Here is a 22,466-nt window from a genome sequence, read left to right as displayed (position 1 = left end):
CACGTGCCACAGGACACCTACGACTACGACGTCATCGTCGTCGGCTCGGGCTTCGGCGGTTCGGTGACCGCCCTTCGCCTGACGGAGAAGGGCTACCGCGTAGGCGTCCTGGAGGCAGGCCGCCGCTTCACCCCCGCCACGCTCCCGAAGAACTCCTGGGACCTGAAGAACTACCTGTGGGCGCCGAAGCTCGGCATGTACGGCCTCCAGCGCATCCACCTCCTCGGCAACGTCATGGTCCTGGCGGGCGCGGGCGTCGGCGGCGGTTCCCTCAACTACGCCAACACCCTCTACGTCCCGCCGAAGCCGTTCTTCGAGGACCCGCAGTGGCGTGACATCACCGACTGGCAGGAGGAGCTGGCGCCGTACTACGACCAGGCCCGGCGGATGCTGGGCGTGCGCCTCAACCCCACGATGACGCCGTCCGACGTGCACCTGAAGGCGGCCGCCGAGCGGATGGGCGTCGGCGACAGCTTCCACATGGCGCCGGTCGGGGTGTTCTTCGGCGACGGCGAGGACGCCGACGGCGCCGCGAAGGCGAAACCCGGCGAGCGGGTGGCCGACCCCTACTTCGGCGGCGCGGGCCCGTCCCGCCGGGCCTGCAACGAGTGCGGCGAGTGCATGACCGGCTGCCGGCACGGAGCGAAGAACACCCTCAACGAGAACTACCTGTACCTCGCCGAGAAGGCGGGCGCGGTGGTCCACCCGCTCACGACGGTCGTGTCGGTCACGGACGACTCGCAGGGCGGCTACGCGGTGGCCACGCTCGCGACCGACCGCAGGAACAACGCGGGCCGGACCTTCAAGGCCCGCCGGGTCGTCCTCGCGGCCGGCACCTACGGCACCCAGACCCTGCTGCACCGCATGAAGCAGGGCGGCCAGCTGCCGCACCTCTCGGAGAAGCTGGGCGAGCTGACCCGCACCAACTCCGAGGCGCTGGTCGGCGCGCAGACCGACAACCGTCGCTACCGCAAGGTGACCGGCGAGCGGAAGGTCGACTTCACGCGCGGGGTGGCCATCACCTCGTCCATCCACCCGGACGCCAACACCCACATCGAGCCGGTGCGCTACGGCAAGGGCTCCAACTCGATGGGCGGCCTGTCGATCCTTCAAGTCCCGTACGCCGACGGCTCGTCCCGAGTCCTGGCCTGGCTGCGGAACGCCGCCCGCCACCCCGTCCAGGTCCTGCGCTCGCTCTCCAACCGCCGCTGGTCGGAGCGGACCATCATCGGCCTGGTGATGCAGTCGCTGGACAACTCGCTGACGACGTACCTGAAACCGGACGGGGTCGGCAAGGGCCTTCTGACCGCCCGCCAGGGCCACGGCTCCCCGAACCCCAAGCAGATCAAGGCGGCCTCGGAGGGCGCGTCGGCGATCGCCGCCGAGATCAACGGCTTCGCCGGCTCCAACGTGGGCGAGCTGATGGGCACCCCGCTCACCGCCCACTTCCTCGGAGGCTGTCCGATCGGCTCCTCCCGCGACACCGGGGTCATCGACCCGTACCACCGTCTCTACGGCCACCCCGGCATCTCGGTCGTCGACGGCGCCGCGGTCTCCGCCAACCTGGGGGTGAACCCCTCCCTCACCATCACCGCGCAGGCCGAACGCGCGATGTCGTTCTGGCCCAACAAGGGCGAGGCCGACCCGCGTCCGGCCCAGGGTGAGGCGTACGAACGCCTGCGGCCGGTGGAACCGGGCGCCCCGGCGGTCCCGGCGGACGCCTTCGGCGCGCTGAAGCTGCCGTTCCTGGGGATGCCGGCGGTGCCGCCCAAGAAGTGAGCGTGCCGCCCGAGAAGTCGGTGTGCCCGCTCAAGAAGTGAGCGACAGCCCACGAACGCGAGAAGGACCTGCGCCCCCCTCCGAGCGCAGGTCCTTCTCTTTCTCGCGGTGAGACTTACGCCTCCGCGCCCGCCTTCCGGCGACGCACCACGAACACCGCGCCCGCACCCGCGACGACGGCGACGCCGCCCACGAGGCCGATCATCGGCAGCGCGGAGCTGGAGCCGGTCTCGGCGAGGGTGCCGGTGGCGGAGACCTCGTTGACGTCCGTCAGGTCCGTCTTGCCACCCTGCGGCTTGGCGTCGTTCGGGTCACCGGCGTCGGAGCCGGCGGCCAGGATGTCGAAGAAGTAGACCCAGCCGTTCGGGTCGTCGGCGACCCAGCAGCCCTCGTCGTCCGCGTACTCGGCGAGACCGCCGGTCAGACCGAGCGAGTCCGGCACCTTGCCGCTGACGCTCAGCCGCAGCTTGTAGGAGATCGACTGGCCGGCACCGAGCGAGAACGAGGGGAAGGTGCCACCCTCGCCCGCGGCGTCCGCGATGGTGTCCCACGTGCGGGTGCCCGAGTTGAAGACCTGGACCTTGATCTCGCCGGAGTAGTCCTCCGCGTCCTCCCAGCCGATCGCGGCGACGCCGATGAGCGGCTTGATGTCCTTGATCTCGTCGTCGCCGTTGTTGGAGACGTTGAAGGAGAAGGCCGTCCAGCCGCCGCCGGCGACGATCGTCTCGGGCAGCCCGGCCAGACCGCTGGTCACGTCGGCGCTGAGCTCGGCGGTGCTGTTGCCGTCCTCGTCGACGCAGAGCTCGGGGTCGGCGGGCGCGCTCTCGCTGGCGCTCGGCGACGGGGAGGCGGCCGGCGAGCTCTCGTCGGCGGCCGGGGAGCTGGTGTCCGCGGCGGGGGTGCTCTCGTCGGCGGCCGGAGTGCTGGTGTCGGCGGCGGGGGTGCTCTCGTCCGCGGCCGGAGTGCTCTCGTCGGCGGCCGGAGTGCTGGTGTCGGCGGCCGGAGTGCTCTCCTCGGCGGAGGGCGTGGTCTCCTCCGCGGCCGGGCTGCTCGTCGACGTGTCAGGAGTGTCGTCCGTCGCGAACGCGGTCGGAGCGGAGAGCAGGGCGAGCGGGGCTATGACGGCCGTCGCGGCCGCTGCCGCCATGGCACGGCGAAGCTTCATTGAAGACCTCAAAGAATCCGTGTGCCGCGGTCGCGGCACGTTGGGAGAGGCCTCCGCGTGTGGGGCGCGGGTGTGGCCCTTGGTTCGCATGGTTTGATCCGCGAAGCCTGTGAATGGTTGCCCTCACTTTCACAGGATTCTTATGTGACCTGGATCACCGTTCAGGGGTGTGGCCGAGCTGACGTACGCTCAGCTGCCGAAAATCCAAGGCGCGAGAGAGGCGTACGGTTCCGTGGCCGACAGACCGTCCGAAGAGCCCAGACCCGGTTCGGGGCAGGGAGACGACGCCCCCATATCCGACGAGATGTGGCAGAAGTTCGTCGAGGACAGCGAGCGCGACACCCGTGGCTCCGCCCCGAAGGAGCCGTCCGCCCGGGCCCGCATGGTGACCGAGCGGCTGCGGCAGCAGGAGGCCCGAGGTGAGCTGCCCGAGGGCTGGCGCACCGGTCCGGCCTGGCAGGAGACGCACGGGCGGTCCGCCCGGCGCCGCCGCCTGTGGGCGGTCATCGGCATTCCGCTCGCCGTCGCGGTGGCGGTCGTGGCGATGAAACCGTCACTGCTGCCGGGCGACCCCTTCGGCGCCGGTACGACGGAGACCGCCACCTCGGCGCTGCCACCGGAGTCGGCGGCCCCGACCGCACCGCCCGGCGCGACGGACGCCGAGACCCCCACCCTGGACGAGCCGTTCGCCGGTTCGCCTGCGCTGCGGTGGGCCGACGGCGAGGCCGGCATCGTCCTGCCGAAGGCGAAGGCCGTCGACGGGCTGTCCGAGGACCGGGTCGAGCAGGCACTCCGGCTGACCAGGAAGCTGCTGGTCGCGGCGAACCTGGACCCGAAGACCGTGAGCGGCGGGCGCCCCGAGGCCGCCCTCGCGGTGCTCGACCCGAAACAGCCCGAGATGTTCGACGATCTCAACCGGTCCCTGCGCGCGCCCGACAAGGACAACGACCCGCTGCGGCTGTTCAGCCGCTTCGACTCCGACGACGTACGCCTCGTCGGCGACGTGATCAAGACGCGCGGCCGGATGACGTTCGAGAAGGGCGGCCAGGGCGGGGTGGCCGTGCACGCCGACTACACCTTCGTCTACCCGGTCGTGCGCACCGACGGTTCGACCGAGGTCACCCGCACCATCGTGCGCCGCGCCATCGACGTCGAGCTCCTCGACCCCGCCCGCTACGTGACCACTCCCGACCGCCTGAACGTGGTGCAGTACGCCCGGGACGTCGGCAACACGGCCTGCGACGTCCACGACGGTTTCCTGCACCCGCAGTTCCCGTCGACCACGCCCACGGACGCGGCCACCGGCCCCATGACGGACCCGTACGACCGTAGCCGTGACATCGGCGCCGACGGCGCGGGGACGTGTGGGACGGTGTCGCGCACCTGACGCGCCGGACAGACCGCATGCGAAGGGCCCCGCAGGCCGAAGCCGCGGGGCCCTTCTTTCGTCAGCACCGACGTCAGGGCAGCGTCGGTGCCTGGGAGCGGCGCCGGGGGGTTGCGCCGCTGGTCTTCGGGTGGCCGCTCGCCTTCCCGCTCCGGTCGGCGCCCCGGCGCGTTCGGGGCGCGCGGATGGTCTCGACCTTTGGCAGTACGGCGGTGCACATCAATGCAGTTGTCTACGGCGGGACTTGGGGGCTGTCTAGGCATCGTGCTCGATGGACGCGGCCACCGCAACCGTTTGACCCGGACTTGGGTATTTTGACTGGGACATTTTGGAATTCGGACACCTGGCCTGGACGTCCCGCCGGACGGCTCCGGGCGTCCCCGGAGCCGGCCGTTCTCTTGGGTGACCGGGCTGCTGTCCCCTGCCGTCCGGTCACTTGTCTGGAGCGAGGTCCCACGACACACGGCACGATCCGTACGTCTCATCGCTCCAGCGAGCCACGCGTGGTTCTTTCGGGCCCGCCCCTGGCTGGCACGGACACCACCACCAACGAAGCGCCTCACGTCACGGTCACGCGCCGTACGGGTGAGAGCGGGCCCGAACTCAGATACGACCGTCAGGGGCGCCCCTCAGGGACGACTCTCGGATACGACGCTCAGATGCGACCCCGGCACAGCTCGAGCAACGTCATCGCGACGGACGTACCGGGCCTGCCCAGCGCCTCGCTGTAGTGGTGGAGGACGTCCATCTCGCGCGAGAGGTTCACGCGGCGGCCGCCGGAGGTGATCCGGGCCTCCTGGATCACCGCGGACACGGCCATCCGTTCCTGGATCAGCCCGATGATCCGGTCGTCGAGCGCGTCGATGCGCTCACGGGCTCCGGTGATCACGTCGGCGGCCTCGGGGGTACGGGCGCCGGTCAGGTCGATGGCGGTCATGGGGGCTCCTCAACGGTTCGGTAGGCAGCACCCCGGAGCGAGATTCAGATCCGGAAAACACCAGGCGCCCCGGACCTTGTCGGCCCGGGGCGCCTGGGAAGTCGCTTGTCAGTGGCTCAAGCAGCACGACCATGGCAGCCGGTGGGCCGGTTGCCATAGGTAAAGAGGAAGGTCGGGTGCGTGAGCATGACGGCAGTATGCCACGGGCCTGGGCCGGGGTTCGGGCGGAGCCCTCGGCAGACGGGGACGCCACCCGCGGCCACCCCGTTAGAATCGGTCTCACAGACCCCCGCCCCACCGCCGGAAGGCACCCCGTGTCATCAGCGACAAACGCCGCCCCCGACACCGTCCTGGTCGTCGACTTCGGCGCACAGTACGCCCAGCTCATCGCCCGCCGCGTCCGTGAGGCCCGGGTCTACAGCGAGATCGTGCCGAGCACCACGCCGGTCGCCGAGATGCTCGCCAAGAACCCGGCGGCGATCATCCTCTCCGGCGGCCCCTCCTCGGTGTACGCCGAGCAGGCCCCCCGCCTCGACCGCGAGCTCTTCGAGGCCGGCGTCCCCGTCTTCGGCATGTGCTACGGCTTCCAGCTGATGGCGCAGACCCTCGGCGGCACCGTCGACAACACCGGCGCCCGCGAGTACGGCCGTACGCCGCTGCACGTCTCGAAGTCCGGCTCCACCCTGTTCGAGGGCACCCCGGACGAGCAGTCCGTGTGGATGTCGCACGGCGACGCCTGCTCCGCCGCCCCCGAGGGCTTCTCCGTCACGGCCTCCACGGACGTCGTCCCGGTCGCCGCCTTCGAGAACGACGAGAAGAAGCTCTACGGCGTCCAGTACCACCCCGAGGTCATGCACTCCACGCACGGCCAGCAGGTCCTGGAGCACTTCCTCTACCGCGGCGCGGGCCTCACCCCCTCGTGGACGACCGGCAACGTCATCGACGAGCAGGTCGCGGCCATCCGCGAGCAGGTCGGCGACCGGCGCGCCATCTGCGGTCTGTCCGGCGGCGTGGACTCCGCCGTCGCCGCCGCCCTCGTCCAGAAGGCCATCGGCTCCCAGCTGACCTGCGTGTACGTCGACCACGGCCTGATGCGCAAGGGCGAGACCGAGCAGGTCGAGAAGGACTTCGTCGCGGCGACCGGCGTACAGCTGAAGGTCGTGGACGCCCAGGAGCGGTTCCTCAACGCGCTCAAGGGGGTCAGCGACCCCGAGGAGAAGCGGAAGATCATCGGCCGGGAGTTCATCCGCGTCTTCGAGCAGGCGCAGGCGGAGATCATCGCGGACGAGGGGCCGGCGGTGGAGTTCCTGGTCCAGGGCACCCTGTACCCCGACGTGGTCGAGTCCGGTGGCGGTACCGGCACCGCCAACATCAAGTCCCACCACAACGTGGGCGGCCTGCCCGAGGACCTCGAGTTCCAGCTGATCGAGCCCCTGCGCAAGCTGTTCAAGGACGAGGTCCGGATGGTCGGCCAGGAGCTCGGCCTGCCGGAGGAGATCGTCCAGCGCCAGCCGTTCCCGGGTCCCGGCCTGGGCATCCGTATCGTCGGCGAGGTCACCAGGGAGCGGCTCGACCTGCTCCGTGACGCCGACGCCATCGCCCGTGAGGAGCTCACCGCGGCCGGTCTCGACCGGGACATCTGGCAGTGCCCGGTGGTCCTGCTCGCGGACGTGCGCAGCGTCGGCGTCCAGGGTGACGGCCGCACCTACGGCCACCCGATCGTGCTGCGGCCCGTGTCGTCCGAGGACGCCATGACGGCCGACTGGTCGCGGCTGCCGTACGACGTCCTCGCGAAGATCTCGACGCGGATCACCAACGAGGTCGCGGACGTCAACCGGGTCGTCCTGGACGTGACGAGCAAGCCGCCGGGCACCATCGAGTGGGAGTGACCCCCTCGGGGATCACGTCCGCTTGAGGGTCCGCACCGGCTCTCCGGGCTTCCAGACCTGGACGACCAGGTACGTGTCGTCCTCGACGTGGGTCCGCACGACCTCCGTCAGCTCGGTGCGGAAGAGGTGGAACTGCTCCGGCGGTTCCACCTCCTCGGCGTACCCGGCCATGGTCTCGGGATCGTCCACCTCGATCGCGCGCCCGCTGATCCGGACGTCACCGCCGCCCATCCCGGTGCCGTCCCCCGGATTGGCCTGGAGTGTGAAACGCGGGTCCCGGAGCAGGTCGCGAGCCTTGAGTGACGGCATCATGCCCAGCCACAGCTCACCGGCCCAAAAACGCACCTCCAGGCCGCTGGTGCGCGGCGAGCCGTCCTTGCGCAAGGTCGCGAGGACATGATGGGTGAAGGCGCCGAAACGGGCTTCGACGGTCTCGGCCAGGTCGGGTTCCGCGGAGGAGAAGGCTGCCCAGTTCATACCCGCCAGTCTCGCGCCGATACCCGACATCTTCTGTCCGGTAATGCTCGTACGCCTCATCTTTACAAATCAGCGCTGTTCTCCTGCCCTGACCGACGGTAACTTCCGCCACGTAAGCAACCCAGTGCTGGAGGACAGATGCACGGGACGCCCGAAGCCGGGCCCACTCCACCCCAGCCGCTCCCCACCGACCGGCTCCGGTTCGCCATGCCGCCGATGCACGACTCGGTCGACGAGGAACGCCGGCACCGCAAGGAACGGCTCGCGGGCGCCCTGCGGATCTTCGGGCGGCTCGGCTTCGAGGACGGTGTCTCGGGGCACATCACCGCCCGCGACCCGGAGTACAGCGACTGCTTCTGGGTCAATCCGTTCGGGATGCCCTTCAAACACGTCACCGTGAGCGACCTGGTCCTCGCCAACTCCGACGGCCAGGTCATCGAGGGCGGCTACCACGTCAACCAGGCGGCCTTCACCGTGCACTCCCAGGTGCACGCCGCCCGCCCCGACGTCGTCGCGGTCGCCCACTGTCACTCGGTGCACGGCCGCGCCCTCTCCGCGCTGGGCGACTTCCTGGACCCCATCACCCAGGAGAGCTGCGCCTTCTACGAGGACCACGCCCTGTACGACGCCTACACCGGCGTCGCCGTCGACGCCGACGAGGGCCGCCGCATCGCCACCGCCCTCGGTACCCGCAAGGCGCTCGTGCTGCGCAACCACGGGCTGCTGACGGTCGGCGACTCGGTGGACGCGGCGGCCTGGTGGTTCGTCTCCCTGGAGCGGTCCTGCCAGGTCCAGCTCACCGCGAAGGCGGCCGGGCGGCCCCTGCTGATCGACCACAAGGCGGCGGTGGCCACGCGTGAGCAGCTGGGCGGCGACCTGGTGGCCTGGATCAACTACCAGCCGATGTGGCAGGACGTCAGCCGGAGCGAGCCGGACCTGCTCGGCTGAGGGTCCGGCCAAGGGCCTAGAAGTCCCGGAGGACGGCTGCCTTCGTCATCGTGAACTCCTCGTCCGTGAGCACCCCGTCCCGGTGCAGGTCGCCCAACTCCCTGAGCCGCCGCAGGAGTACGTCGTGGTGGTCGGCCTGCGGCGGTACCGGCGCCGTCGGCGGGCGGAGGGCACTGCGCCCGCCGCCCTCCGTGCCGGTGCGGGTGGAGGGGTGCGGCAGCCGGGCCGTGACCGCGGTGGCGACGAGCGCCGTGAGCAGATCGCGGCGGGCGCTGCCCCACAGGTCCAGGGCGTACGGGTCCTTCTCGGGCGGCAGCTTGGACAGCGTCGTCTCGCGGGTCACGAAGCGCAGGAAGCCGTCCTCGTAGCCGGAGTTGGGCAGCCACTCGACCTGCACCAGATCACCGAGGTCGATGATGCGCGGCCCGGTCGCCCGCTTGACCCGGTCCGAGGTGTCGGCCCAGTCGATCCGGACCCGGGAGCCGTCGAAGGAGACCGTGCCGTCGGAGGAACGGACCGAGACCGGCACCGGCGGGCCGGGCAGCAGGTAGGCCTTGGTCGGTTCCGCGGGGACCTGGTCCAGCAGCAGACAGCGGCGGATCTCCTCGGCCACGTACTCCGCGACCCCCGCCCGGTCGACCTCCACCAGCAGCCGGTACGGATCGGCCGGGTCGGGCAGCCGGCCCCCGGTCGCGTGCAGCAGCGGGTCGGCGCCCTCGCGCAGCCGCATGCGCAGCCGGCCCCGCTTGCGTTCGGGCTCGAAGGCGATGCCCGAAATGGCCTCCAGGGGCACGACGACCTCGCCGTACGTCTGCCGGAACAGCGGCACGGAGCGATGGAGTCCCGGAGTGATCCTGACCGTGCTCCCGTCGAAGGCCCAGGTCCCGTCGCGCTGGATGATCTCGGCCATGGGGAAATTCTCGCAGCCGGGTCAACACGGCGCCCCGCCCTTCCCCCCGCCCTGACCGGACCTGCCCCGCACGGACCGTGTTCCGTAGGGCACAATTCGCTGTCATCACACGGGAGTTGCGGGGCCCAAAAACGGGCGGGGAAAGGCGGGCGTCGGGCGTGGCGGTGCAGGAGGCGAGACAGAGCGCGGACTCGGGCGCGTACGGGAGCGCGCACGGAGGTGGCTGCACCTGCGGGGACTGCCCGCACGGGGCGCGTGCGGGACACCGCAGGGCGGTCGCGGAGTTCCTGCTCAAGCGGGACGAGTACGCGGCCGGCCAGGGACTTCCGGCGGCGGTGGCCCACTCGGCCTCCGCCTCCCGCCAGTGGGTCTCGGAGGAACTGACCCAGTCCGCGGAACTCGTCGCCGAACGCGGCCGCGCCGAGGGCGAGGCCTGGCTGGCGCGCCTGTGGAGCCGCACGGCGGGTGTCGTGTGGGCGCTGGTCGTCCTGCTGCTGCTCGTACAGGCGCTCACGGCGATCGGCGCGGGCTGGACCTCGGCCCGCACCGCCGGCCTGCTGGCCGCCCTGCTGGTGGCCGGGGCCCTCACGGCCGCCTCCTGGTTCCACCGGGCGCGCGGCGGCGCGCTCGCGCCGGTGATCGGCGAGGACAACCGCCTCTCCACGTCCCGGGCGGTCGCGGTCGGCTGGGTGCTGTTCGTCGCGTACGCCGTCCTGGTGCTGGTGGGCCGGCTCGCCGCCGCCTCCGAGCACGCCGAGCGTGACGCGCTGATCGCCGGCCTCGAACTCACCCGCGGCGCGGGTGTGGTGACGGTCCTCGCCGTGGTGTGCGGGATCGCCGTCCTGGTACGGCGCGTGGTCGGGCTGCGGGTGCTCGGGCAGCGACTGCAGAAGGTCCGGGCGTACCGGCCGAGGGCCGCCGACCTGCTGACCGACGACGCGGGCCGCGGAACCTTCGCCGACATCCAGTACGTCGTCATCAGCACGGTCGCCCTCCTGTTCGCCGCCGTACGCCTCGCCCGCCGCCCCGACCAGCTGCCGGACCTGCCGTGGGGCCTCGCGGTGGTGGTCCTCGTGTCCGCCGCGACCTACCTCGCCGGCAAGTACGCCGAGGGCGGCCGGCCGGTCATCCTCTCCGTCGTACGTGCCCGTGAGGCCGGCGACCTGGACGGGCCGATCCGCACCGGTGACGACATCGAGATCCGGGGCGCCGCCTTCGTGCCGCCCGGCGCGCAGGACGCCGACCGGCTGTCCCGGATGGTCGTGCGCATCGGCCCGGTCAACGTCCACGTCCCCCTGGTCCCGGTGGCCGGCGGCTTCAGCAACCCCACGGACGCCGTCCTGACCGTGCCCGTGCCCGCCGACGTGGAGCCGGGCCGGGTGGAGGTACAGGTGGTGACGGCCGCCGGCGTCGAGACGAACCGGTACACGATCGACGTGACGGACTGATCGGGAGCGTGGCCGAAACCCCTCAAGTCGCAGAAACCGGTCCGGACAGGATTGAGCGGGTTTTCCCTGTCGTACGTATCGTCAGTCCGAGGGGTCACGGCACAGCGGGCGAGAGGCGGCTAGCAGCTATGACTCACGGCATGCGTACGGACACCCACTCCTCCTATCCCGACGGCGGCACGGGCTGGCGGGACAACGCCACCCGCTACGCCCTGCTCCCGCTCCGCATCTTCCTCGGCGTCACCTTCGTCTACGCCGGCCTGGACAAGCTCACCGACAGCGCCTTCCTGAAGGACTCCGGCTCCGGATCGGTCGGGGACCTGATGCGCACCGTGCGCGACTCCTCCGCGATCCCCGCCCTGGTCGACCTGTCCCTGAAGAACCCCGTCGGCTTCGGTTACGCCATCGCCTTCGGTGAACTCGCCGTAGGGATCGGCACCCTCATCGGCCTCCTCGCCCGCCTGGCCGCGCTCGGCGGCGCGTTGATCTCCCTCAGTCTGTGGCTGACCGTGAGCTGGGCCGCCGACCCCTACTACTACGGCAACGACCTCGTCTACCTCATGGCCTGGATCCCCCTGATCCTGGCCGGCGCCCCCCTCCTCTCCCTCGACGCGGCCCTGCGGGGCCGGCGACGCCGACGGCGAGCGGGGGATTACGGCGGCTACGGGTACTGAGCGTGGGGCGCGCGTCGGCCGGGGGCGGGCGGTCTCGTCAGCTCGGTTCCCGTGGTTGCGCCCCGGCGGGGTTCGTACGGCCCGCTCCGCGGCGACCGCGGACGGCCTGTGCCAGGACGCCGACCGCGCCCGCCACGCAGAGGCCGCCCGTGACGACGGGGATGACCACGAACCACGGGGTCTCCCAGAGTCCGCCCGCGTCGCCCGCGTAGACGACGCCCGCGAGGATCAGGAAGAACCCGGCGACCAGCCTCCCCGGCTGGAACTCATGACGCAGCACGGCGCACCTCCGCCTGTCCGATGCCGACGCCGAGATCGAGGTCCAGGGTGCCGGTGCCCTTGCCGCCGGCCGTCGGTGCCAGGGTCACCTCCTTGTGCTTGCCCGGTGCCACGTCCACGTCCTTCTTGTCGTCGCCCGGCAACTGGATGTCGCCCACGCCCACGTCGATGCTCAGCTCCACGGTCACGTCGGCGGGCACGATGATCAGCAGCCGTCCCATCCCCACATCGGCCCGCGTGGTCACCGTCTGCTTCTTCGCCAGGTCCAGCCGGCTCAGGTCCAGGGTGCCCACGCCGGTGCCGAGCTCGTACTCCCGCCGTACCTCACCCGCTGTGGCGGGGCGCCAGTCCGTGCGTTCCCAGTGCGTGGTGATGTCCTTCGGCAGGGCCGCCGAGGCGGCGAGCAGACCGGCTGTGACGATCGCCAGGAAGATCGATCCCGCTCCCGTGCGCCCCAGGAACGCGCTGACCGCGATCCCCATGCCGAGGACCGCGAGCGCACAGGCCAGGCCGGCCTGCAGGCTGGTGCCCAGGGTGTGGTCGTCCCACGTCAAACGGGTGCCGAGGCCGCCCGCGAGCAGGGCGAGCCAGAACACCCAGCCGCCGATCCCGCGGGGCCCGCGCGGCTTGGGCGGCCGGACGTACGGGGTGCGTATGTCCTCGCGGCGGCGCCAGGAGGCGCCCAGGCCGATGTTGACGGCGGCCGCGACGTCCCGGTCCCGGGAGTCCTCGGGGCCCCACAGATAGCCCGTGCCCCCCACATGGGTGCCGTCCTTGACGATGGGATCGCGCCACCAGGACGGGTAGGCGGCGGGCACCGGCGGTGCCTGCGCCTCCGGCGGGGCGTCGGACACCGCCTGGGCGGCCAACGGGTCGGTGTCGGGGGCGCCGCGATGCCGCGACCAGTACCCGGCACCCGCGAGGAGCAGGGAGAGGACCACGGCGAAGGTCAGCACCCCGCCGTTGTTCAGCAGCGTCAGGAACACCCCGCAGCCGACCAGCGCGAACAGTACCGCCGCCAGGGCCTGGCCGTCGACGCGGCCGGTCAGCAGCTTGCGCACCTCGTTCTCGTCCTCGTCCTCGTACGGGACGAAGAGCCATGCGAAGCCGTAGAAGATCAGGCCGATGCCGCCGGTCGCGGACAGCACCGCGAGGGTGATGCGGAAGATCACCGGGTCCATGTCGCACTGCCGCCCCAGCCCGGCGCAGACCCCGGCGAGCATCTGGTGCGGGCGGTCGCGGCGGAACCCGTGGGGCAGCTCGCCCGTGTCGGACTGCGGGGTGGCGGTGGCGGTGCCCGTCGTCGCGGTGTCGGTGTCCGTCGTGGCCTTGCCGGCTGTCCTTCCTTCTTCCTGCGCGCCCGCACGTACGTACGCGCGCGAGGCCTCGCCCGCGGCGGCAGGGCCGTCCGCGTGCGGCTCCGCACCCGCGGCGGCCGGGGCATCCGCGGCGGGCGCGGCATCCTGCGGCCCGGCGCCCGGCAGGGGGCGTGGGCCGGAGCCGGGTCCCGGACCCGTCGCGGCGTGCTCGTGATCGGTCATGGCTCCATGGTGACGGGCGAGCCGCCGCCGCGGGAGTCGGAACGACCCTGGCCGGACCCTGATATCTGCCCTGAGCCGACGCCGGGGAAGCGTTCGACGGCCGCGGGCGTCGAAGATCAGGGGAGTCTCGGGGGACAACCCTGATGCCCCGGCCCTGCCGCCGTGTGACCATCGTTGGCATGCCGGAAGCCGCAGCAGCGCCACTTGTCGAACCGCGGCCGCCGCGCAAGCTCTACCGCAGCAGCGACGGACGCTGGCTCGGGGGCGTGGCGCGGGGGCTCGCCGGGCATCTCGGCCTGCCCGTGATCTGGGTGCGGCTCGTCTTCGTCGGTCTGTTCATGGCGGACGGCCTCGGCGCCCTGCTGTATGCCGCGTTCTGGTTCTTCGTCCCGCTCGGCATCGGTGGCGTCGGCGGTCAGAAACCCCCGTCCCTCGTCACCACCGAGACCTCGCCGGACGGCCGCCGCAGACTCGTCACCCGCCGGCCCGACAAGGGGCAGATAGTCGCCCTGCTCCTCATGGTCGTCGTGGCGATGGTCTTCGTCGGCAACGTGAACCTCGGAAACGGCGCCAAGGCCTACCTCTGGCCCGTCGTCCTCGTCGGCGCGGGTGTCGCCCTCGTCTGGCGCCAGGCGGACAACGCCCGCCGGGCCCGCTGGGTCGAGGCCGGCCGCCGCCGGCGCACGCTCAGCCTGCTGCGTGCCGTGGTCGGCGTCCTGCTGGTCACCGCCGGTGTCTCCGGTGTCTTCGTGCTGCAGGGCTCCGCCGCCCACCTCGGCTCGGTCCTGCAGGCGGCCCTCGCGGTCCTGGTCGGCATAACCCTGCTGGCCGGTCCCTACCTGGTCCGCATGACCCAGGACCTCTCCGAGGAACGCCTGATGCGCATCCGTGCCCAGGAGCGCGCCGAGGTCGCCGCCCATGTCCACGACTCGGTGCTGCACACCCTGACCCTGATCCAGCGCAACGCGGAGAACGCCGGCGAGGTGCGCCGACTCGCCCGCGCGCAGGAGCGGGACCTGCGCACCTGGCTCTACAAGCCCGAGGGCACCGGCAAGGAGGAGGCCGACGAGCCCACCACCCTCGCCGACGCGGTGCGGCGCAACGCCGCGGAGATCGAGGACAAGCACGGCGTTCCCATCGAGGTGGTCGTCGTCGGCGACTGCCCCCTCGACGAGAGAATCGCGGCACAGATGCAGGCCGCACGCGAGGCGATGGTGAACGCCGCCAAGTACGGTGGCGAGGGCGGCGCCGTCCAGGTCTTCGCCGAGGTCGAGGGAAAGACGGTCTTCGTGTCCGTCCGTGACCGCGGCCCCGGCTTCGACCTCGACTCGATACCCGCCGACCGCATGGGCGTCAGAGAATCGATCATCGGCCGCATGGAGCGCAACGGGGGCACGGCGCGGCTGCGCGCGGTGCCCGACGGCGGCACGGAGGTCGAACTGGAGATGGAGAGGGCGGAGAAGACGTGATGAGCGACCCGACCGAGGGGACCGACGCGGCGGGCGGCGGCGCGGGTGCGCGCCACGTGCGCGTGGTCCTCGTCGACGATCACCGCATGTTCCGTACGGGAGTCCAGGCCGAGATCGGCCAGACCGAGCAGACCGGCGTCGAGGTCGTCGGTGAGGCCGCGGACGTCGACCAGGCGGTCACGGTCATCACCGCGACCCGCCCCGAGGTCGTCCTCCTCGACGTCCACCTCCCGGGTGGCGGCGGCGTCGAAGTCCTGCGGCGCTGCGCCCCGTTGATGTCCGACGCCGAGCAACCCGTGCGCTTCCTCGCCCTGTCCGTCTCGGACGCGGCGGAGGACGTCATCGGCGTGATCCGCGGCGGCGCGCGCGGCTACGTCACCAAGACGATCACCGGCACGGACCTGATCAACTCCATCTTCCGGGTCCAGGAGGGCGACGCCGTCTTCTCCCCGAGGCTCGCCGGTTTCGTACTGGACGCGTTCGCCTCCACGGACGCGCCACCGGTCGACGAGGACCTCGACCGCCTCACCCAGCGCGAGCGTGAGGTCCTGCGACTGATCGCCCGGGGCTACGCCTACAAGGAGATCGCCAAGCAGCTCTTCATCTCGGTGAAGACGGTGGAGTCGCATGTCTCGGCGGTGCTGCGGAAGTTGCAGCTCTCGAACCGGCATGAGCTGACCCGCTGGGCGACCGCGCGGAGGCTCGTCTAGCCGGCGGCTGTGCCGAGAGTTCGAACCAGACCGTCTTGCCCATCCCCAGGGCCGGCCCGGATCACAGCGTGAGTGAACGGCGTTCACGTCGGAGCGTCAGATACGCGGACTGGATGGGGAAGGCAAGGGTGCTGATGACCGTGGTCACAGTGAGGAGTACCGATGCTTCGAGCCAGACCACTAGGGCCAAGGCTGCCAACAGGACGACCATCAGGCCGCCGCCGCTCAGGAGCCGTAGTCTGCGGGCCTTCTCGGCGTCAGCCCGCGACTCCTCCACATAGGCCATCTCGAGTGGACTGAGCTTCCGCAGGTCTGCCGTGGTACGGATGAAGGTCACGCTCTCCTCACCGAGCAGTCCCTTTCGATCGCGCCCGGAGCGGGCCCAGTCCTCGGCGGCCGCGATCAGTTTCTGACGCAGTTCGAGCTCGGACCTGGCCTCCTCGATCCAGTCCCGGAACCTTGGCCACGCGCCCATGACCGCCTGGTGGGAGAGCCGTACGCGGGCTTCGTTCTGAGCATCGTCCGTGGTGACTAGCAGCCGGTGGCGAAGCATCAGCTCACAGACCTCGGCGGCTCCCATCGCCGTGACGGTACTTGCGAGCACTGTTCGTCCCACGGGCGGACCGTTGGGAGCGAACGCGACGAGACTCAGCAGGAGTTCACGAGCCCGGCTCCGGTCATCCGGTGAGAGGGAGGAGAACAGCGTCTCCGCGGCGTGGGCCAGGCCGCCCTGCACTCCGCCGGACCCCTCGTACGACCGATGGGTGAGGTAGCCGTCCACCCGCCGTTGCCACATCGAGAGAAGGACGGACTGCAGGAGCGCCAGGGAGCGTGGCTCGTCGCCCATGTCCTGCATGAGACGTTCGACAAGCCCGGGCTCCAGCTGCAGTCCAGTGGCCCGGGCCGGCATCAGCACGGCTTGTCGCAGTTCTTCGCGTGACATGGGCGGGACGATCACGGTGCGTCCCACGAGGAAAGACGCGTGTTCGTGGGCCTGGACGAGGAAGTCGCTGCGCAGGGCGGTGAGGGGGAGGAGCACCGGATCAGGAGCGTCGGTCAGTCTTCGCAGCAGCCCGATGACCTGCGCGCGCCGGTCGGCATCGGCGCTGGTGAACAGCTCCTCGAACTGGTCGAGTACCACCACCACGCGGTCGAACTGGGCGCCGAGCGCTCGGGTCAGGTCTTCCGGCCCCAGGTCCGACCCGCTGTCCTGCCGACGGCTCACCAGAGAACGCAGCGCCTCCAGCAATCCCTCCGCGCCGCCGTGCTGGTGAACCCTGACGATCGGCCACAGGTCGCTGCCCGGAAGGAGGCCCGCGCGCAACGCCGGCAGCACTCCCGCGTTCACGAGGCTCGTCTTACCGCTGCCCGGGCCGCCGAGGATCGTACACATCTGGTCCTGGCCCAAGGAGTGCAGGACAGCGCTGACCAGTTCCTCCCGTCCGAAGAACAAGCCGGCGTCAGCCTCAGAGAAGGGCGCGAGCCCGGGGTACGGACTCCTCGGAAGGGTGTCGGGCCCCTGGTCGGCCGGTACCGGTGACCTCAGTCCCGCCTGGACGGTCTGCAGCAGCCCGTCCATGTCCAGGCCTCCTCGGAAGTCGATGTACGGGAACTCCCGCAACGCTCCCGGCAGCCGCTTGACCCCGGGCAACAGCACCGGCATCAGGCGCGCGTCCTCCCTCGCCGACAGGGTGTGGAGTTCGTGCCGCTGGTACGCGCCCAGCTCTCCCGGTGGGCCGACGAGGACCAGGTTGACCTTCGCCCGGGGGATCTCATCCCACAGCTGGCCCGTCAGTGGCTCGGCGACTTGAAGATTGCCCCGTCCGGTCAGCAGTTCTCGGATCTGATCCGCCGTCTCCATGTCGGCGGCACGGTACGACAGGAAGACATCCGCCGACGCGAAGTGCGAGGTGGGGTCGTAACGCGTCTCGACCGGCTCCGTCGCGCCCCCGCCCGGGCGGCTGGGTGCGGATGCGGGCCGCAGCGACGCGAGTGGGTTGTCGTCGGGGGCCAGCAGGGTGATCGCCCCACGCAGGCTGGCGTACGCGTTCGCCAGACTCCGCCGCTCCTCCGCGCGGCCCGGGTCGGTGATGACCTGTTCGTCGAAGGCGTAGGCGGGCGCGTAGGGGACCTGGAGGTCCCAGAAGGGGAGGCCCGCCTGCTTCAGGGCGGCCGGGGTGAACGGGTCGAAGCTGCGGCGGAAGCGGTCGGCGAAGCCGGCGAGGAGGTCGGGGTCGTGCTGGTCGACGCGGGCGGGGACGACCAGAACCTCCAAAGGTCGGTCGCGGCGTACGGCGCGGACCTGAGGGGAGAGGAAGTGGCGGACCATCCACGCCGTGCCCTCGATGTTCTGGAGGTTGGGCGCGCACAGGGCGACGACGGTGTCGGCCAGCTGGTAGGCGCAGACGCCGCCCAACTCGGTCACGCCGGTGCGGCTGTCGACGAGGACGACGTCGTACCGCTCGGCGCAGGTGCGGCGGAACCACTCGAAGAACAGCTCGCCCGACCAGACGAAGTAGAAGTCATGCCAGTCGAAGCGACGCAACTCGGCGCCGTATCGACTGATCTGCTCGTCCGTCAGACGCAGTCCCGCCGGGAGCAGGTCGAGGCAGCCGCCGTCCGAGCGCCGCGGGTACACGGTCGAGACGTAGCGGTCGAGGTCGCGGAAGGCGTCCTCGCCCTCGGACGTTTCCGCGGAGGCGACGGACATCGCGTACTTGAAGGCGAGCAGCAGGTCGAGCAGTCCCTCCCGGCCGCGTACGCGCTCGTGGCTGATGGGGAAGAAGTGCTCCAGGCCGGGCGCCTCCAGGTCGAAGTCGACCATCAGCACGCGCATGCCGCTGCGGGCCAGCTGGTCGGCGATGTTGGCGAGCGCCATGGACCGGCCGACGCCGCCCTTGTACGAGTAGAAGGTGACGATCACGTCGCTCCGCCTTCGGTGACGAGCCGGGCCATCGACACATTGGGACGGGTGCCCAGCTCGGCCTCCAGGAGCCGGGCCTTGTCAGGGCTGGGCCGGGCGTTGCGGTAGGCGTCCAGGGTCTGCGGCAGGCTGGCGCGCAGCCACCGGTCGAGGTGGCGTCCGCTGGCCACGTTCATCTCACAGAGGGGATCGAGTTCGCCGCCGAAGCGGTGGTCGGTGTGGCTGAGCCGACTGGCCAGTTCGCGCCGGATGAGTTCGTGCGGGGTGCCGGCAGCCGGGTCGCCGGGAGAAAGGGTGATCAGGGAGACCTGGGCGCCTCGGTAGAGCGGGGACGAGAGGAAGGCGGACTCCAACTCCGGATGGAGGAGGGAGAGCTCGTCGGCCACGACGAGGCAGCCGTTGCGGGCGATGTCCCGGTAGACGAGGGAGTGGGCCGGGTCGTACGAGAGCAGATCGTCGAAAAGGTAGGGCTGCAGCCTGATCTGCCTGCCGCGGAGGAACAGGTCGGGATCGTTGACCCCTGCCACCGCGCTCTCCAGAACCTGGGTGATGGTCCGTCTCTTCTCGCCGAACGGTCTCCAGTCCGCCCGGGAGGCGCCGTACCGGGCGAGGACCGATTCCGGGGGCAGACCGAAGCCGCGGACGATGTCCGCCACCGGCCCGGACGCGGTGCGCAGCAGACCGTCCGCTTCCGGCCCGGTCATGGCCACCACCACGACGGGCAGGCCGATCTCCTGGTCGGGGCGGAGCAGCCCGACGAACCTCGACAAGGCCGCGTGGAGCTGGTTGTGGAGTGGCTGTGTCGGTGACTCGCCCAGGGCCTCGGTGATGCCCCAACGAGCCCCGTCGGACGCCACGCCGGGGTCGGTGCCGGGTGCGGTGATGCCGAGCAGCGGGGCCGCGGTGCGGGCCCGGGCCAGGTCCAGGATCCTGCGGGAGCGTTCAGGGTCCTCGTCGAGCATCGTGATCACTGACGGGGACAGCAGGAGGCCTACCGCACGCGCCGAAGTCACCGCTCGGTCCAGTGCCAGGATCTCCTCGGTGGTGGACGCCAGCAGGTGCGTGGTGGAGGTCGTGACGTCCCACGAGCCTCGGACGGCGGAGACCAACTTGTCGGCCACGGGCCGGTCCTTGAGGGCGTGCAGCAGATGCAGGTCGTGGGTCAGCCGCCGGGGATGCGGCGGCTCCGCGACGGGCCGGGGAGAGTCGGCACCGCCCACGGGAAGCTGCAGGTGGGGCGCGACGGCCCCCACCACCACCGCCGCGAGCTGGTCGGGGTTGCCGAACCAGCCGACGCCGTGCTCCTTCATCAGATCCGTACGCAGGCCCTTGATCCTGTCGCCGGGGTTCTCACCGGCTTCGGTCAGGGCGTCGATGTGGTCGGTCGGCCACGGCGTGCCGTCCTTGACCAGAAAGATCAGCCGCGTGCGTCCCGCCGCCCCGGCCTTGCGGTACTCCAGCTCGGTGATCGACCGTCCGTCCGGGTTCAGCGGACCGGGCTCGGGCACGAAACCGTAGCGGAAGGCGAAGAGCCCGATGTACAGGTCACACCCCTCCACGTCGGCCAGGCATCGCTCCACCGGGCGCTCGTCGAAGGCGGCGTAGTCCTCCATGGCGATGACGTCCAACCGGAGCCGACGCAGTGCGGTCAGCACCGCTGCCCTGCATCCCTCCAGGTCGGCCACCGTCGACGACAGATAGACCCTCACCCTACGTACCTCGCTCCTCACGCGGTGCAGAACAAGGTACAGGCGGCGACGGCGAGTTGGAGAGGGCTTTCGATCGAGGCCCCCTCACACCACCCGAGTCGCCCCCGCGAACGGCATCTCGCTGATCGGTGCCACGCGCACCGGGGCCGACGGGTTGGGGGCGTGGACCATCTGGCCGTTGCCGACGTAGATGCCGACGTGACTGATGGCCGAGTAGAAGAAGACCAGGTCGCCGGGGAGCAGTTCGGAGCGGGAGACGCGTTGGCCGGCGTCGATCTGGGCGTAGGTGGTGCGGGGGAGGGAGATGCCCGCGGAGCGGTACGCGGCCTGGATGAGGCCCGAGCAGTCGAAGGCGTCGGGGCCGGTCGCGCCCCAGACGTAGGGGCTGCCGAGTTTGGTGTAGGCGTAGGAGACGGCGTCGGCGGCACGGGAGTCGGGGGCCTGGGAGGTCGCGGAGCCGGGCGCCGCGAGGCCGTCACGGGCTTCCGCCGACGCCCGTGAGGCGCGGACCGCTTCGCCTTGGCCGAGCCGCGCGCGCTCCTCGGCGGGCAGCTGGGACAGCAGCTGTCTCGCTGTGTTCAGCTTGCCGGTGATCGTCTTCTTGTGCCGTTTCAGTTCCGCCTGGCGCGTCTTCAGCGAGGAGAGCTCGACGTGCGCGGCGCCGCGCAACTGCTCGATCTCCCGGAGCTGGTCGCGTACCCGGGCGACGGACGAGGCCTGGCGGTTGCCGGCCCGTTCGGCGAACTCGGCGCCGTCCAGGTACCGGTCGGGGTCGTCGGAGAGAGCGAGCTGCAGGGCGGGGTCGAGGCCGCCGTCGCGGTACTGGGCCGCGGCCATCGAACCCAGCGCGTCCCGGGCCGCGTTGAGGTGCTGCGTCCTGCGCGCCGCCTCGTCGCGCAGGGTCCCGAGCCGCGTCTCGGCCGCCTGCGCCTTCTCCCTCGCGCCGTTGTACTGCTCGGTGGCGACCTCCGCCTCCTGGTAGAGCTTGTCCACCTTCGCCTTGACCTGCGCCGGCGTGAGCTGAGGCTCGGCGTGTCCGATCCCGTCGAAGCCGGTCGCGGTCGCCGCGCCCGCCAGGGCGATGGTCGCCGCCGTACGGGCCTTGGCGCCGCCGAGCGGGCGTTGCCGGGGCTTGCGGTGCGCTGCCACGTGGACTGCACGTCCTTTCGTACGACCGCCGCGTGCGCAGTCCGTACGAACGCCAAGCGGAGCGGACGTACGGCCGCCCGGGGCGGGCGGTTACGCGTCCGGCGGCGGCCCGCACAGGGGGAGCGGGACGCCGCCGGACCTTCTCGGCGGTGGTGGCCGACTGCCGCCCCTGGCCCGGGCGGCGGTGGGGAGCCGGTCACCTGGTGGAGGACGCTAAACCTGACGGTGACGGCTCGGTAACGCGATGTACGGAAGTTCTTCCAGCTGACCAACAGGTGACCGTATGTGACCGTGATCCGGCTTCTGTGCCGTCGACTTCACGCTGAGCGATGACCGATGTGCCGAATCCGGACCGGAGGGGGCCATAGGGTGCTATGGGTCGCATATATGCAAGATCATGAAAGGGTCGGGAGGGGCGCACGGGCGGCCGGACCGGGAGGGCGGTGTCGGGTGGCGTACGCGCCCCTGATTAGGCTCCGGCCTCATGGACGTACTCATCCATCTCCTCGTCGCCCTGCACATCATCGGCATCGCCTCGCTGCTCGGCGGCTTCCTCACGCAGATGAAGGCGATGGGCCAGGGCACCGCCCGGTTCGTGCCCGCCATGCTGCACGGGGCGCTGACGATGCTGATCACCGGCGCGGTCCTGGTCGGCCTCAACCAGGCCGACGACCAGCCCGTCAACAACGTCAAGATCGGCGTGAAACTGGCGCTGCTGGTCGTGATCCTCGGGCTCGTCTACGTGAAGCGGGACGACGAGAAGGTGGAGAAGGGCCTGTTCGGGCTGGTGGGCCTGCTGACCACCGCGAACATCTTCATCGCGGTGCTGTGGACGTGACCTCGGCCCGGCCGGCCGCGTAGACCGCCGGCTCCGCCCCCGCGGCGACGACCGACCAGTCCGTCAGCGACCCACGGCAGCACCTCGCCGAGCGTCTCCAGCCACGTGACGTCGAGGGTCGCGGCGGAGGCCGTGAGCGCCCCGGACGTCCCGGCCTCCGCCGTCCACCCCGCACGGTCCCGCAGCAAGCCGTACGGCGAAGTCCGAGGGCGGCCCCAGCCGCGCGACGCACGC

General features: G+C 71.1%; 18 protein-coding genes. 9 read left to right on the top strand and 9 right to left on the bottom strand.

The annotated features are described in order from the left end of the window. Window positions 1-3: 3 nt before the first annotated feature. Window positions 4-1,779 carry a GMC family oxidoreductase N-terminal domain-containing protein gene (locus AQJ84_RS30955; RefSeq protein ID WP_030043149.1) on the top strand — a complete coding sequence of 592 codons (1,776 nt, stop codon included), beginning with the start codon at window positions 4-6 and terminating at the stop codon, window positions 1,777-1,779. A gap of 115 nt (window positions 1,780-1,894) precedes the next feature. Here the strand turns inward: AQJ84_RS30955 and AQJ84_RS30950 are convergent, their stop codons facing one another. Then, window positions 1,895-2,944, bottom strand: coding sequence for an LAETG motif-containing sortase-dependent surface protein (locus AQJ84_RS30950; RefSeq protein ID WP_030043150.1), 1,050 nt, complete (start codon window positions 2,942-2,944; stop codon window positions 1,895-1,897). A gap of 232 nt (window positions 2,945-3,176) precedes the next feature. Between AQJ84_RS30950 and AQJ84_RS30945 the strand changes: the two genes are divergently transcribed. Then, entirely contained in the window at window positions 3,177-4,331 is a 1,155-nt protein-coding gene (locus AQJ84_RS30945; RefSeq protein ID WP_030043151.1) for a hypothetical protein, read from the top strand. 655 nt (window positions 4,332-4,986) lie between these two features. Here AQJ84_RS30945 and AQJ84_RS30940 read toward each other — a convergent pair. Then, the gene (locus AQJ84_RS30940; protein ID WP_030043152.1) at window positions 4,987-5,268 is read right to left on the bottom strand and encodes a chorismate mutase; all 282 of its coding nucleotides are present in this window, start codon (window positions 5,266-5,268) and stop codon (window positions 4,987-4,989) included. A gap of 314 nt (window positions 5,269-5,582) precedes the next feature. On the opposite strand from AQJ84_RS30940, the gene guaA reads away from it, so the two are divergent. Next, complete coding sequence (gene guaA, locus AQJ84_RS30935) at window positions 5,583-7,157, top strand: glutamine-hydrolyzing GMP synthase (RefSeq protein ID WP_030043153.1); 1,575 nt, start codon at window positions 5,583-5,585, stop codon at window positions 7,155-7,157. A 12-nt stretch (window positions 7,158-7,169) separates the two neighbouring features. Here the strand turns inward: guaA and AQJ84_RS30930 are convergent, their stop codons facing one another. After that, on the bottom strand, window positions 7,170-7,634 hold the full coding sequence (locus AQJ84_RS30930) for a pyridoxamine 5'-phosphate oxidase family protein (RefSeq protein WP_030043154.1): 465 nt from the start codon (window positions 7,632-7,634) through the stop codon (window positions 7,170-7,172). A gap of 138 nt (window positions 7,635-7,772) precedes the next feature. Between AQJ84_RS30930 and AQJ84_RS30925 the strand changes: the two genes are divergently transcribed. Further along, window positions 7,773-8,582, top strand: a complete 810-nt coding sequence (locus AQJ84_RS30925) for a class II aldolase/adducin family protein (RefSeq protein ID WP_053191838.1) — start codon at window positions 7,773-7,775, stop codon at window positions 8,580-8,582. Window positions 8,583-8,598: 16 nt separating this feature from the next. On the opposite strand, the gene AQJ84_RS30920 is transcribed toward AQJ84_RS30925, so the two are convergent. Beyond that, complete coding sequence (locus AQJ84_RS30920; RefSeq protein ID WP_053191836.1) at window positions 8,599-9,492, bottom strand: DUF4429 domain-containing protein; 894 nt, start codon at window positions 9,490-9,492, stop codon at window positions 8,599-8,601. 158 nt (window positions 9,493-9,650) lie between these two features. Between AQJ84_RS30920 and AQJ84_RS30915 the strand changes: the two genes are divergently transcribed. Further along, window positions 9,651-10,940, top strand: coding sequence for a hypothetical protein (locus AQJ84_RS30915; protein ID WP_053191834.1), 1,290 nt, complete (start codon window positions 9,651-9,653; stop codon window positions 10,938-10,940). 128 nt (window positions 10,941-11,068) lie between these two features. Then, the gene (locus tag AQJ84_RS30910; RefSeq protein WP_078632253.1) at window positions 11,069-11,614 is read left to right on the top strand and encodes a DoxX family protein; all 546 of its coding nucleotides are present in this window, start codon (window positions 11,069-11,071) and stop codon (window positions 11,612-11,614) included. Between the two features lie 37 nt (window positions 11,615-11,651). On the opposite strand, the gene AQJ84_RS30905 is transcribed toward AQJ84_RS30910, so the two are convergent. Then, the gene (locus AQJ84_RS30905; protein WP_030043159.1) at window positions 11,652-11,894 is read right to left on the bottom strand and encodes a hypothetical protein; all 243 of its coding nucleotides are present in this window, start codon (window positions 11,892-11,894) and stop codon (window positions 11,652-11,654) included. Then, the gene (locus tag AQJ84_RS30900; protein WP_030043160.1) at window positions 11,881-13,434 is read right to left on the bottom strand and encodes a PspC domain-containing protein; all 1,554 of its coding nucleotides are present in this window, start codon (window positions 13,432-13,434) and stop codon (window positions 11,881-11,883) included. The genes AQJ84_RS30905 and AQJ84_RS30900 overlap by 14 nt, the downstream gene beginning before the upstream one ends. Window positions 13,435-13,613: 179 nt before the next feature. On the opposite strand from AQJ84_RS30900, the gene AQJ84_RS30895 reads away from it, so the two are divergent. Together AQJ84_RS30895 and AQJ84_RS30890 are read left to right on the top strand one after the other, a co-directional pair. Next, complete coding sequence (locus AQJ84_RS30895; protein WP_030043161.1) at window positions 13,614-14,903, top strand: ATP-binding protein; 1,290 nt, start codon at window positions 13,614-13,616, stop codon at window positions 14,901-14,903. Next, window positions 14,903-15,613 carry a LuxR C-terminal-related transcriptional regulator gene (locus tag AQJ84_RS30890; protein ID WP_030043162.1) on the top strand — a complete coding sequence of 237 codons (711 nt, stop codon included), beginning with the start codon at window positions 14,903-14,905 and terminating at the stop codon, window positions 15,611-15,613. The genes AQJ84_RS30895 and AQJ84_RS30890 overlap by 1 nt, the downstream gene beginning before the upstream one ends. Window positions 15,614-15,674: 61 nt before the next feature. Here AQJ84_RS30890 and AQJ84_RS30885 read toward each other — a convergent pair whose 3' ends face one another. From AQJ84_RS30885 to AQJ84_RS30875, 3 genes are all read right to left on the bottom strand, one after another. Continuing rightward, window positions 15,675-18,536 (bottom strand): nSTAND1 domain-containing NTPase, encoded by a 2,862-nt coding sequence (locus AQJ84_RS30885; RefSeq protein ID WP_030043163.1) that lies wholly within the window; start codon window positions 18,534-18,536, stop codon window positions 15,675-15,677. Beyond that, on the bottom strand, window positions 18,533-20,245 hold the full coding sequence (locus tag AQJ84_RS30880) for a DUF4062 domain-containing protein (RefSeq protein ID WP_053191832.1): 1,713 nt from the start codon (window positions 20,243-20,245) through the stop codon (window positions 18,533-18,535). Before AQJ84_RS30880 ends, AQJ84_RS30885 begins: the two co-directional genes overlap by 4 nt. An 84-nt stretch (window positions 20,246-20,329) precedes the next feature. After that, window positions 20,330-21,394, bottom strand: a complete 1,065-nt coding sequence (locus tag AQJ84_RS30875; protein WP_030043165.1) for a C40 family peptidase — start codon at window positions 21,392-21,394, stop codon at window positions 20,330-20,332. Window positions 21,395-21,878: 484 nt separating this feature from the next. Here AQJ84_RS30875 and AQJ84_RS30870 point away from each other — a divergent pair, with 484 nt between their 5' ends. Then, on the top strand, window positions 21,879-22,232 hold the full coding sequence (locus tag AQJ84_RS30870) for a hypothetical protein (protein WP_030043166.1): 354 nt from the start codon (window positions 21,879-21,881) through the stop codon (window positions 22,230-22,232). The last annotated feature ends 234 nt before the right edge of the window (window positions 22,233-22,466 follow it).

Source organism: Streptomyces resistomycificus, assembly GCF_001514265.1.
Classification (GTDB): Bacteria; Actinomycetota; Actinomycetes; order Streptomycetales; family Streptomycetaceae; genus Streptomyces; species Streptomyces resistomycificus.
The sequence above is the reverse complement of the archived record's forward strand: the minus strand, read 5'-3'. Positions and strand labels throughout refer to the sequence as shown.

Excerpts from the sequence above, each read along its gene's own strand:
- AQJ84_RS30925 (WP_053191838.1), top strand. The coding sequence starts at position 7,773 with ATGCACGGGACGCCCGAAGCCGGGCCCACTCCACCCCAGCCGCTCCCC.
- AQJ84_RS30910 (WP_078632253.1), top strand. The coding sequence starts at position 11,069 with ATGACTCACGGCATGCGTACGGACACCCACTCCTCCTATCCCGACGGC.
- AQJ84_RS30920 (WP_053191836.1), bottom strand. The coding sequence starts at position 9,492 with ATGGCCGAGATCATCCAGCGCGACGGGACCTGGGCCTTCGACGGGAGC.
- AQJ84_RS30895 (WP_030043161.1), top strand. The coding sequence starts at position 13,614 with ATGCCGGAAGCCGCAGCAGCGCCACTTGTCGAACCGCGGCCGCCGCGC.
- AQJ84_RS30900 (WP_030043160.1), bottom strand. The coding sequence starts at position 13,434 with ATGACCGATCACGAGCACGCCGCGACGGGTCCGGGACCCGGCTCCGGC.
- AQJ84_RS30890 (WP_030043162.1), top strand. The coding sequence starts at position 14,903 with ATGAGCGACCCGACCGAGGGGACCGACGCGGCGGGCGGCGGCGCGGGT.
- AQJ84_RS30870 (WP_030043166.1), top strand. The coding sequence starts at position 21,879 with ATGGACGTACTCATCCATCTCCTCGTCGCCCTGCACATCATCGGCATC.
- AQJ84_RS30930 (WP_030043154.1), bottom strand. The coding sequence starts at position 7,634 with ATGAACTGGGCAGCCTTCTCCTCCGCGGAACCCGACCTGGCCGAGACC.
- AQJ84_RS30940 (WP_030043152.1), bottom strand. The coding sequence starts at position 5,268 with ATGACCGCCATCGACCTGACCGGCGCCCGTACCCCCGAGGCCGCCGAC.
- AQJ84_RS30950 (WP_030043150.1), bottom strand. The coding sequence starts at position 2,944 with ATGAAGCTTCGCCGTGCCATGGCGGCAGCGGCCGCGACGGCCGTCATA.